The organism is Citrobacter sp. Cpo037 (assembly GCF_030332945.1).
Taxonomy (GTDB): Bacteria; Pseudomonadota; Gammaproteobacteria; order Enterobacterales; family Enterobacteriaceae; genus Citrobacter; species Citrobacter portucalensis.
Genome location: NZ_JAOWGW010000066.1, coordinates 36,556 through 47,586, shown reverse-complemented (window position 1 = coordinate 47,586; position 11,031 = coordinate 36,556). Strand labels below are relative to the sequence as shown.

The 11,031-nt window shown below is 51.9% G+C and carries 10 protein-coding genes; 3 read left to right on the top strand and 7 right to left on the bottom strand.

All coding sequences use genetic code 11. The features are described from left to right. Window positions 1-68: 68 nt before the first annotated feature. The 3 genes from OGX94_RS14805 to yebG form a co-directional block, all read right to left on the bottom strand. Window positions 69-728: a tellurite resistance TerB family protein gene (locus tag OGX94_RS14805; RefSeq protein ID WP_063940875.1), complete on the bottom strand. Its 660-nt coding sequence runs from the start codon at window positions 726-728 to the stop codon at window positions 69-71. Between the two features lie 94 nt (window positions 729-822). Further along, window positions 823-1,176 (bottom strand): protein YebF, encoded by a 354-nt coding sequence (gene yebF / locus OGX94_RS14800; RefSeq protein ID WP_257661892.1) that lies wholly within the window; start codon window positions 1,174-1,176, stop codon window positions 823-825. A gap of 121 nt (window positions 1,177-1,297) precedes the next feature. Then, the gene (yebG, locus tag OGX94_RS14795; RefSeq protein ID WP_003833810.1) at window positions 1,298-1,588 is read right to left on the bottom strand and encodes a DNA damage-inducible protein YebG; all 291 of its coding nucleotides are present in this window, start codon (window positions 1,586-1,588) and stop codon (window positions 1,298-1,300) included. Window positions 1,589-1,720: 132 nt separating this feature from the next. On the opposite strand from yebG, the gene purT reads away from it, so the two are divergent. Then, the gene (gene purT, locus OGX94_RS14790; RefSeq protein ID WP_003833812.1) at window positions 1,721-2,899 is read left to right on the top strand and encodes a formate-dependent phosphoribosylglycinamide formyltransferase; all 1,179 of its coding nucleotides are present in this window, start codon (window positions 1,721-1,723) and stop codon (window positions 2,897-2,899) included. A gap of 67 nt (window positions 2,900-2,966) precedes the next feature. Here purT and kdgA read toward each other — a convergent pair whose 3' ends face one another. From kdgA to zwf, 3 genes are all read right to left on the bottom strand, one after another. Then, window positions 2,967-3,608: a bifunctional 4-hydroxy-2-oxoglutarate aldolase/2-dehydro-3-deoxy-phosphogluconate aldolase gene (gene kdgA, locus OGX94_RS14785; RefSeq protein ID WP_003034901.1), complete on the bottom strand. Its 642-nt coding sequence runs from the start codon at window positions 3,606-3,608 to the stop codon at window positions 2,967-2,969. Between the two features lie 34 nt (window positions 3,609-3,642). Beyond that, window positions 3,643-5,454 carry a phosphogluconate dehydratase gene (gene edd, locus OGX94_RS14780; RefSeq protein ID WP_008785050.1) on the bottom strand — a complete coding sequence of 604 codons (1,812 nt, stop codon included), beginning with the start codon at window positions 5,452-5,454 and terminating at the stop codon, window positions 3,643-3,645. 233 nt (window positions 5,455-5,687) lie between these two features. Beyond that, window positions 5,688-7,163: a glucose-6-phosphate dehydrogenase gene (zwf, locus tag OGX94_RS14775; RefSeq protein ID WP_003833817.1), complete on the bottom strand. Its 1,476-nt coding sequence runs from the start codon at window positions 7,161-7,163 to the stop codon at window positions 5,688-5,690. Between the two features lie 364 nt (window positions 7,164-7,527). Between zwf and OGX94_RS14770 the strand changes: the two genes are divergently transcribed. Then, window positions 7,528-8,397, top strand: coding sequence for a MurR/RpiR family transcriptional regulator (locus OGX94_RS14770; protein WP_286569514.1), 870 nt, complete (start codon window positions 7,528-7,530; stop codon window positions 8,395-8,397). Window positions 8,398-8,516: 119 nt separating this feature from the next. After that, window positions 8,517-9,959, top strand: coding sequence for a pyruvate kinase (gene pyk, locus OGX94_RS14765; protein ID WP_003833821.1), 1,443 nt, complete (start codon window positions 8,517-8,519; stop codon window positions 9,957-9,959). Between the two features lie 46 nt (window positions 9,960-10,005). Here the strand turns inward: pyk and lpxM are convergent, their stop codons facing one another. Beyond that, on the bottom strand, window positions 10,006-10,977 hold the full coding sequence (gene lpxM, locus OGX94_RS14760; protein ID WP_126957908.1) for a lauroyl-Kdo(2)-lipid IV(A) myristoyltransferase: 972 nt from the start codon (window positions 10,975-10,977) through the stop codon (window positions 10,006-10,008). Between the last annotated feature and the right edge of the window lie 54 nt (window positions 10,978-11,031).

Below are 11,031 nucleotides of genomic sequence, written 5' to 3'. Positions count from 1 at the left end.
AAACATCCTATAAGGGTGGCAAAAGACAGCAATGATGCAAGCGAAACATGCGCCTTAGCGGTAAGTAATTAACCCGGTAAAGCCTGTTTTTGTTCTTTGAGATCCTGTTCAATGCCTTCACGAACATCCAGCGGGATCTTCAACGCATCGCCCAGCGCATTGAGATAGCTACGCTCCATAAAGTGGTCGATATCAATCGCCGCACAGCTCAGGAAGTAAATTTCCAGCGCTTCTTCTTCGTTGCGGATGCCCTGCGCCAGGCGCTGAGGATCTAACGGTTGTTCAATAGCACGTTCAATAAGAACGCGGCCCTGCTCTTCCACGCCCGCTTCACGGAGCTGCTGTTCAATGGCCGCTCGTTCTTTGGCATCAATATGTCCATCGCTTTTCGCCGCAAAAACCAGCGCCAGGATCAGACGCTCGGTGCGCTCATCCAGCGGTGAACTTTGTGCGCCAAACTGCGGCTCATCCTGATGCGCAGCGCGAACCTTATCCTTGTATTTGTTCCATAACACGGTACCGGCAACCGCACCGCCGCCCACCAGAAGCGCGCTGGTGCCGTATTTGCTCAGCAATTTTCGTGAAGATTTGTTGGCAACCAGTAATCCTGCCAGACCGCCTAACGCGCCTGGAACCAGAAGTTTACTCAGCCCTTGCTCGCCAGAAGATGACGCGGAGGATCCTTTTTGCCCAAGAAGAGATTGTAGTTGATTCAGCCAATTAGCCATTTTGCCCCTCAAGTACAGACGAATAATCATCAAAGCGTACCCGAGGGGATGTCAGGAAGTGTTCAGGTCATCAAAAGATGTGCAAATACCTGCGTTACTGCGGCTGATACTCGGCCGTTCCGGCTTTGCAGTCGACTTTCACCAGGTAGTGAATATCTGCGCTTTTACCACGAACCGTCAGGGGAACTGACCATTTCGCGTCTTTGCCCGTAATATCGGGCGTGCTAACCCAGGCGACAGGGTCGGCTTGACCGACGCGTTTTTGATCGTCAGCCCAGCGCGCGATGCGATTTTGCTGATAGTCACGTTTCACGCTTGCCGCAATACCGTCAGCATCCAGTCCTTCGCACTTGGGGAACTGAGCATTCTTGCTTTCCATATTTGCCGCAAATACCGATACGCTGGCAGACAATAACAGCAGGCTCAATAACGCTCTTTTTTTATACATTCTTTTCTCCTTAATCTCCCCTTCGTCCTTCAGGTTGCCTGCGGCAACGTGAAATATCGTCAGGAATTGCACAATGATTCAGGGAAAAGCATGGTACAAAACGTCAGGAGCGCAAGTCGTTTCAGGCAGCCTGAGTATCATCCTCAGCGTGCGCATCGTTTTCGACAGCCTGTGGCGAAGGCAGCTTGCCGTTTTTCAGAATGGCGCTCAGCACATCTTTTTGCTCAGCCAGCCACAGGGAGAGAGCTTCACGCTGCTCGTCTTCAAGCGCTACCGGCGATTGTTCCAGCCATGTGTCGAGCAGATCTGCTGTATCCAGCATTTTGTCATACGCATCGGCTTCCTTTTTGCTGGTAAACGACATTTTTTCCTCACCTTCCCGAATGACTACGTATTTAACTTCAACCGCCATTTTTGCAGCCTCTTAAATCACCTGTATTTATGTACAGTATATTCTTTTTAAGCCCTGAAATCAACCTGGTAATAAAGACAGACGCAAACGTTTTCGTATATACTGCGCCCAGATAAAACAGGGGATTAATTTATGACGTTATTAGGCACAGCGCTGCGTCCCGCAGCAACGCGAGTGATGTTATTAGGTTCAGGTGAACTGGGTAAAGAAGTGGCGATTGAATGCCAACGCCTGGGTGTGGAAGTCATTGCCGTGGATCGTTACCCCGACGCGCCAGCCATGCACGTAGCCCATCGCTCCTACGTAATTAACATGCTGGATGGCGAGGCATTACGCCAGCTTGTCGAGCGTGAAAAACCACATTACATCGTGCCGGAAATAGAGGCGATTGCCACGGATATGCTGGTCAAACTGGAACAGGAAGGTCAACACGTTGTGCCTTGCGCACGAGCGACCCAACTGACCATGAACCGGGAAGGAATCCGTCGTCTCGCCGCCGAAGAATTGTCTTTACCCACATCATCTTTCCGTTTTGCAGACACCGAAACACGCTTCCGTGAGGCCGTTGCCGAAATCGGCTATCCCTGCATTGTGAAGCCGGTCATGAGTTCTTCCGGCAAGGGGCAGAGCTTTATCCGTTCAGCCGATCAGCTCACCGAGGCGTGGAACTATGCTCAACAGGGAGGCCGGGCAGGCGCCGGACGCGTTATCGTCGAAGGCGTAGTGAATTTTGATTTTGAAATCACCCTGCTAACCGTCAGCGCCGTTGATGGTGTGCATTTCTGCGCGCCGGTAGGTCATCGCCAGGAAGATGGCGATTATCGCGAGTCCTGGCAGCCGCAGCAGATGAGTGACCTGGCGCTGGCGCGCGCGCAGGAAATAGCCCGCAAGGTGGTACTGGCGCTGGGCGGTCACGGACTGTTTGGCGTGGAGCTGTTTGTCTGCGGTGATGAGGTGATTTTCAGCGAAGTCTCCCCTCGCCCTCACGACACGGGTATGGTGACCTTAATTTCGCAGGATCTGTCTGAGTTTGCCCTGCACGTACGTGCATTTCTCGGTCTGCCCGTTGGCGAAATCCGCCAGTATGGACCTTCTGCTTCCGCCGTTATTCTGCCGCAACTTACCAGCCAGAATATCACATTTGATAACGTACAAGCCGCTGTAGGTGCGGGTATGCAAGTGCGTTTCTTTGGCAAGCCGGAAATCGACGGGAGCCGTCGTTTGGGCGTTGTGCTGGCCACAGCACAGAGTATTGAAGATGCGGTGATACGCGCGAAAGACGCAGCCGCACAGGTGAAAGTCGCAGGATAAAAACCAGACCCGTAGGCCGGATAAAACATTGATGCCGTATCCGACCTACGGTTTACGCATTAACGACTTACTGCTTCGCGCCTTCTACTGCTTCACGAGCCAGCTTGGTAATACGATCGTAATCACCCGCTTCCAGCGCATCCGCCGGAACCAGCCAGGAACCACCGATGCACAGCACGCTTTTCAGTGCCAGGTAGTCACGGTAGTTCGCCGGAGAGATACCGCCGGTTGGGCAGAAACGCACCTGAGAGAACGGACCCGCAATTGCCTGCAGCGCTTTGGTACCGCCATTTGCTTCAGCAGGGAAGAATTTGAACTCTTTCAAACCGTAGTCCATACCCAGCATCAGTTCAGACACGGTGCTGATACCAGGGATCAGCGGAATAGTACCTTCCGTTGCGGCTTTCAGCAGCGGCTCGGTCAGACCCGGACTGATAGCAAACTGTGCACCGGCTTCGGTAACTTCAGCCAGCTGTTGTGGATTCAGTACAGTACCTGCACCAACGATAGCGTCCGGAACTTCTTTTGCGATCGCGCGAATGGCATCCATCGCACATGCTGTACGTAAGGTCACTTCCAGAACGCGCACGCCGCCTGCAACCAGCGCTTTTGCCATCGGCACTGCGTGTTCCAGTTTATTAACCACGATAACCGGTACAACCGGGCCAGTGGTCAGGATTGCTTCTGCACTTGTCTTCCAGTTTTTCATCAGAGTTTTCTCTCGCCTGATTACAAAATAAGTCTTAAAAAGTGATACAGGTTGCGCCCTGTTCCGCACCGGACAGCTTTTCACGCAACGCGCTGAACATTTCACGGCCTGTGCCCACGCGCGATGCGCTGAGGTCAGGAATGTGAGGCTGACGAGAAGCAAGTTCCTCTTCATCAACCAGCAGCGTCAATTCACCTGTCTGTCCATTCACACGAATGATGTCACCATCGCGTACTTTTGCCAGCAGCCCGCCATCGTAGGCTTCTGGGGTTACATGGATTGCTGAAGGCACTTTACCTGAAGCACCTGAAAGTCGTCCATCGGTAACTAACGCAATTTTGAAACAACGGTCCAATAATACACCAAGTGGCGGCATGAGTTTATGTAATTCTGGCATTCCGTTTGCTTTTGGCCCCTGATGGCGCACAACGACTACGCAATCACGGTCGAGCAGTCCCGCATCGAAGGCCGGCAATACATCATGCTGACTTTCAAAAACAACCGCGGGCGCTTCAATTACCTGATTTTCTACCGGAACCGCCGACGTTTTCATCACAGCACGTCCGAGGTTACCGCTCAGCACTTTGGTACCGCCGTGGTGGGAGAATGGCTGATCGATGGTAGCAATCACATTGCTGTCCAGCGACTTCGCTGCCCCTTCGCGCCAGTCCAGTTCACCATCGTTGAGCCAGGGTTCCATGGTGTAACGCGACAAACCAAACCCAGCAACGGTGTTCACATCTTCATGCAGCAGACCCGCATTCAGCAGTTCGCGCATTAACACCGGCACGCCACCCGCTGCCTGGAAGTGGTTAATATCTGCCGGACCATTCGGATACAGACGCGCCATCAACGGCACGATATCGGACAGATCGGAGAAGTCGTCCCAGTTAATCAGAATCCCGGCTGCGCGCGCCATCGCAACCAGGTGCATTGTATGGTTGGTTGACCCCCCGGTCGCCAGCAGCGCGACAATACCGTTCACCACTACTTTTTCATCGATCATTTTACCGATCGGCATCCATTCATTGCCGTTACCGGTCAGACGCGTTACCTGACGAGCAGCCGCGGCGGTCAACGCCTCGCGCAGCGGGGCATCCGGGTGTACGAATGAGGAGCCAGGCAGTTGCATCCCCATAAACTCCACCACCATCTGGTTGGTGTTTGCCGTACCATAGAACGTACAGGTCCCCGGTGCGTGATAAGACGCCGCTTCGGATTCAAGCAGCGCCATGCGATCGACTTTGCCTTCAGCATACAACTGACGGATACGCACTTTTTCTTTGTTCGCCAGACCACTCGCCATCGGGCCGGAGGGAATAAAGATCGAAGGCAGATGACCAAATGACAGTGCCGCCATCACCAGACCCGGGACAATTTTGTCGCACACGCCAAGGAATAACGCGCCGTCAAACATATTGTGTGAGAGGCCGACAGCAGCCGACATCGCAATCACTTCGCGACTCAGTAACGAAAGCTCCATCCCATCCTGTCCCTGGGTCACACCGTCGCACATCGCAGGAACACCGCCAGCGACCTGGCCTACCGCATTGGCTTCATGCAGCGCTTTACGAATGATGTCCGGATAATGTTCGTACGGCTGATGCGCGGAAAGCATGTCGTTATAGGAGGTAATGATCGCGATATTGTTACGCAGCATGCTTTTCAGCGAGGCCTTGTCATCTGGCTGGCAGGCAGCAAAACCATGCGCCAGGTTACCGCACGCCAGTTGTGAACGATGAACGGTAGTCGATTTCGCTTGTTCAATACGGGCAAGGTAGGCGGAACGCGTGTCGCGAGAACGTTCGACAATACGTTTTGTTACGCGTAACAAATTCGGATTCATAGAGGCTCCTAAAATTTATCTGTCAGAGCGTTGGATCAACAATGTGTTTCAGTTGGGTTAAAAGCAGCTGAATCGCTTGTTAGCCGTAGCTCAGGGGCAAAATCGTTTCAGGCAGTGTAATAAAAAAAGCCCCGCGGGTGAATCCACGCGGAGCTTAAAAGTGCAAAAATTATTCTACAATCTGTGTTAGATCATGTTACCGGTAAAATAACACCTATGGGCTAGATGATATTTTACTCGAATTCGTTCCAGGAACGACCATCACGGGTAATCATGGCCACAGAGGCAACCGGTCCCCAGGTCCCGGCCTGATACGGTTTAGGTGCGTCGTTGTCCATTGCCCAGGCTTCGGTAATAGAATCGACCCACTTCCATGCTTCTTCAACTTCATCTCGACGCACAAACAGCGCCTGAATGCCGCGCATCGTTTCAAGCAGCAGGCGCTCATAAGCGTCGGCCAGATGCGTTTGGTTGAAGGTTTCGGAGTAGCTCAGATCAAGTTTGGTAATTTGCAGGTTATGCTTGTGATCCAGCCCCGGCACTTTGTTTAGTACCTGGATATCGACACCTTCATCAGGCTGCAAACGGATAGTCAGCTTGTTCTGCGGCAGGTCCTGCCAGGATTCTCTGAACAGGTTCAGCTCAGGCGTTTTGAAGTACACCACCACTTCAGAACACTTGGTCGGTAAACGTTTACCGGTACGCAGATAGAATGGAACACCCGCCCAGCGCCAGTTATCGATATCCACACGGATCGCCACAAACGTTTCCGTGTTGCTGCTCTTATTCGCACCTTCTTCTTCCAGGTATCCCGGAACTTTTTTGCCCTGGGCAAAACCGGCGGTGTACTGACCACGAACTGTCTTTTCACGTACGTTCGAACGATCGATACGACGCAGTGATTTCAGTACTTTCACTTTTTCATCACGGATGCTGTCGGCGCTCAGATCGGACGGCGGAGACATCGCGATCATGCACAGGATCTGCAGCAGGTGGTTCTGGATCATGTCGCGCATTTGACCGGCCTGGTCAAAGTAGCCCCAGCGCCCTTCAATGCCCACTTCTTCCGCCACGGTAATTTCTACGTGGTCGATAGTGCGGTTATCCCAGTTATTCACAAACAGGGAGTTGGCAAAACGCAGTGCCAACAGGTTCAGTACCGTCTCTTTGCCGAGATAGTGGTCGATGCGGTAAACCTGGCACTCTTCGAAATACTCGCCAACCTGATCGTTGATTTCACGGGATGTTGCCAGTGATGTACCCAGCGGTTTTTCCATCACCACGCGGGCAGGCTTAGCATTCAGCTTTGCTTCACCCAGACCTTTGCAGATCGCGCCAAAGGTGCTAGGCGGCATTGCAAAATAGTTGATGGTGGTACGCGATTTTTGATCCAGCATTTTGCCCAGACGCTTAAACGCGGCGGTGTCGTTGACGTCCAGGTTACAAAACTCAAGACGACCGCTGAGGGTTTCCCACAAACTTTCATCAATTTTTTCTTTCATGAAGGTTTCGAGCGCTTCGCGCACAACCTTGGTATAGGCTGCTTTGTCCCAGTCGGCACGCCCAACCCCAATGATGCGGGTATCCGGGTTAATCTGGCCGGCCTTTTCCAGTTGATACAGGGAAGGCAGCAATTTCCGTCGCGCCAGGTCGCCCTTCGCGCCGAAAATGACCAGATCACATGCCTGGGCTGTTTGCGTTACCGCCATGTCATTCTCCTCAATTAAGTGCCTGGTGCTTTTGCCAGACACTGGTTGTAATTTTATTACAGTGCACTGTACTGCTTTTACGTGAATCCGGAAACCGTAAACGCTTATCCAGCCGTGCTGTTACCGCGAACAGCCGCTTTATTGGCGTATAACCCATCAAAATGGATAAAAAAGTCGTCTTTTTCGTACCCATGAAGAAGTATGAAAATCCGACTCCGATCATGTAATGAAAAAAAACAACAACTATTTTGTCCATTTTGCCCCGTTGCTGCACTAGCAGGGGTACTATCTACCAGAGTTACCACTCGATTTCCCCTTATCGTTGAAATCGTTTTTGCCCATGACCCATGAGTCTACCTACATCATGAATATGCTGGAAAAAATCCAGTTAAAACTGGAACATTTGAGCAAGTCAGAGCGTAAAGTCGCCGACATTATTCTTGCCTCTCCCGAGCAGGCAATTCACTCAAGCATCGCTGCGCTTGCTGTAGAAGCCAACGTCAGCGAACCGACGGTGAACCGTTTCTGTCGTAGCATGGATACGCGCGGCTTCCCTGATTTTAAACTGCATCTGGCACAAAGTCTGGCAAATGGTACCCCTTATGTTAATCGCAATGTGGATGAGGATGACAGCGTAGAATCTTATACGGGGAAAATCTTCGAATCGGCGATGGCAAGCCTTTACCACGTTCGTCAGTCGCTGGATAACACAGCGGTAAACCGGGCGGTAGATTTGTTAACCCAGGCGAAGAAAATCGCCTTCTTTGGTTTAGGTTCTTCCGCCGCGGTCGCGCACGACGCGATGAACAAATTTTTCCGCTTTAACGTACCGGTAATCTATTCCGACGACATTGTCCTGCAACGGATGAGTTGTATGAATTGTAGCGACGACGACGTCATTGTGCTTATTTCTCATACCGGAAGAACCAAAAGTCTGGTTGAACTGGCGCAGTTAGCAAGGGAAAACGACGCTATGGTTATCGCCCTCACCTCTCCCGGCACGCCACTGGCGCGTGAAGCCACGCTGGCTATTACCCTCGATGTACCGGAAGATACTGACATTTATATGCCCATGGTCTCTCGACTTGCTCAACTGACCGTGATAGATGTGCTGGCTACAGGATTTACTTTGCGCCGAGGGGCAAAATTTAGAGATAACTTGAAGCGTGTCAAGGAAGCGCTCAAGGAATCGCGTTTTGATAAAGAATTACTCATCAAGAGTGATGACCGCTAAAAGCAATAACAATGTTCTACCCTTTTATCATCCGGGTCGTTCATTTTACCGTTAATGTTTGAGAACGACCGGATTAATGTTCACGCAACACCTAGTTGTTTCAGTCAACGGAGTATTACATGTCCAGAAGGCTTCGCAGAACCAAAATCGTTACCACGTTAGGCCCGGCAACTGACCGCGATAACAACCTTGAGAAGATTATCGCCGCGGGTGCGAACGTCGTACGTATGAACTTTTCCCACGGCTCTCCAGAAGATCACAAACTGCGGGCGGATAAGGTCCGTGAAATTGCCGCAAAACTGGGACGTCATGTAGCTATTTTGGGTGACCTGCAGGGACCTAAAATCCGCGTATCTACCTTTAAAGAAGGTAAAGTTTTTCTTAATGTTGGCGACAAGTTCCTGTTAGACGCCAACCTCGGTAAAGGCGAAGGCGACAAAGAAAAAGTCGGCATTGATTATAAGGGACTGCCTGCAGACGTCGTGCCTGGCGATATCCTGCTGCTCGACGACGGTCGCGTACAGCTTAAAGTGCTGGAAGTTCAGGGCATGAAAGTCTTCACCGAAGTCACTGTCGGTGGCCCGCTGTCCAATAACAAGGGCATCAACAAACTGGGCGGCGGTCTCTCTGCTGAAGCCCTCACCGAAAAAGACAAAGCCGACATCATTACCGCAGCGCAAATCAGCGTTGACTATTTGGCTGTATCCTTCCCGCGCTGCGGCGAAGATCTAAACTATGCCCGCCGTCTGGCGCGCGACGCCGGTTGCGATGCGAAAATTGTCGCCAAGGTAGAACGTGCAGAAGCCGTCTGCGACCAGAATGCGATGGATGACATCATCCTGGCTTCTGACGTAGTGATGGTAGCCCGTGGCGACTTGGGTGTTGAAATCGGTGACCCTGAGCTGGTAGGTATTCAGAAAGCGTTGATTCGCCGTGCGCGTCAGCTGAACCGTGCGGTCATCACCGCCACACAGATGATGGAGTCGATGATCACCAACCCAATGCCGACTCGTGCGGAAGTGATGGACGTGGCTAACGCCGTCCTCGACGGTACCGATGCCGTGATGCTCTCTGCCGAAACAGCAGCAGGTCAGTACCCGGCGGAAACCGTCACGGCAATGGCGCGCGTTTGCCTGGGTGCAGAGAAGATCCCAAGCATCAACGTCTCTAAACACCGCCTTGACGTGCAGTTTGATAACGTTGAAGAAGCGATTGCGATGTCAGCGATGTACGCTGCTAACCACCTGAAAGGGGTCACCGCTATTATCGCTATGACGGAGTCTGGTCGTACTGCGCTGATGACTTCTCGTATCAGTTCCGGTCTGCCAATTTTCGCGATGTCTCGTCATGAACGTACGCTGAATCTGACCTCTCTGTATCGCGGTGTCACCCCGGTTCACTTTGACAGCGAAACAGATGGCGTCGTTGCCGCCAATGAAGCAGTGAACCTGCTGCGCGATAAAGGCTATCTGGTTTCCGGCGATCTGGTGATTGTGACACAGGGCGATGTGATGAGCACTATTGGCTCAACTAACACCACGCGTATTCTGACCGTCGAGTAACGCCAGCGTTTGATGTAAAAAAGCCTCTCGTTTGAGAGGCTTTTTTTTATTTCTTCGGATAGAGATCTTTGCGCTTATAGGGCTCAATCTCGCCGGGTTTACGCGTCTTAAGCAGTTTCAGTATCCAGGTGTATTGTTCGACATGAGGCGTGACAAAAATTTCCACCTCTTCGTTCATTCGTCTGGCAATGGTGTGGTCATCCGCTGTCAGGATGTCATCCATCGGAGGACGGACCTTAATCGTCAGGCGGTGCGTTTTACCGTCATACACCGGAAACAGCGGCACTACACGCGCGTGGCAAACCTTCATCAAGCGACCAATTGCCGGTAACGTTGCTTTATAGGTAGCAAAAAAATCGACAAACTCGCTGTGCTCAGGCCCATGGTCCTGATCCGGCAGGTAGTATCCCCAATATCCCTGACGTACAGACTGAATAAACGGTTTGATGCCATCATTACGTGCATGTAATCGGCCTCCGAAACGACGGCGCACCGTGTTCCAGACGTAATCAAATACCGGGTTCCCCTGATTGTGGAACATTGCTGCCATTTTCTGTCCCTGGGAAGCCATCAGCATCGCCGGGATATCTACGCCCCAGCCATGAGGAACGAGAAAAATCACTTTTTCATCGTTGCGGCGCATCTCTTCGATGATTTCAAGGCCCTGCCAGTCAACCCGATTCTGAATTTTCTCCGGACCGCGCAGGGCCAGTTCCGCCATCATGACCATCGCCTGAGGGGCTGTCGCGAACATCTCATCGACAATGGCTTCGCGCTCAGCATCGCTGCGTTCAGGAAAACAAAGGGATAAATTGATCAGTGCTCTGCGACGTGAGCTTTTTCCCAAACGTCCAACCATCCGTCCGAGCTTTGCCAGAATAGGATCGCGAAATGACGCCGGCGTTAACGCAATCCCAGCTATCGCCGCTACACCCAGCCAGGCGCCCCAGTAGCGCGGATAGCGAAATGATTTATCAAACTCAGGGATATACTCAATATTCTTTTTTTTCGTTTCCATGCTCTTCCAGTGTCTGGTGCGGCGAAAAGTAGATCTGTTGATAGTGTAGCGGCG

Coding starts and splice junctions, on each gene's coding strand:
- OGX94_RS14805 (WP_063940875.1), bottom strand. CDS start 728: ATGGCTAATTGGCTGAATCAACTACAATCTCTTCTTGGGCAAAAAGGA.
- yebF (WP_257661892.1), bottom strand. CDS start 1,176: ATGTATAAAAAAAGAGCGTTATTGAGCCTGCTGTTATTGTCTGCCAGC.
- yebG (WP_003833810.1), bottom strand. CDS start 1,588: ATGGCGGTTGAAGTTAAATACGTAGTCATTCGGGAAGGTGAGGAAAAA.
- purT (WP_003833812.1), top strand. CDS start 1,721: ATGACGTTATTAGGCACAGCGCTGCGTCCCGCAGCAACGCGAGTGATG.
- kdgA (WP_003034901.1), bottom strand. CDS start 3,608: ATGAAAAACTGGAAGACAAGTGCAGAAGCAATCCTGACCACTGGCCCG.
- edd (WP_008785050.1), bottom strand. CDS start 5,454: ATGAATCCGAATTTGTTACGCGTAACAAAACGTATTGTCGAACGTTCT.
- zwf (WP_003833817.1), bottom strand. CDS start 7,163: ATGGCGGTAACGCAAACAGCCCAGGCATGTGATCTGGTCATTTTCGGC.
- OGX94_RS14770 (WP_286569514.1), top strand. CDS start 7,528: ATGAATATGCTGGAAAAAATCCAGTTAAAACTGGAACATTTGAGCAAG.
- pyk (WP_003833821.1), top strand. CDS start 8,517: ATGTCCAGAAGGCTTCGCAGAACCAAAATCGTTACCACGTTAGGCCCG.
- lpxM (WP_126957908.1), bottom strand. CDS start 10,977: ATGGAAACGAAAAAAAAGAATATTGAGTATATCCCTGAGTTTGATAAA.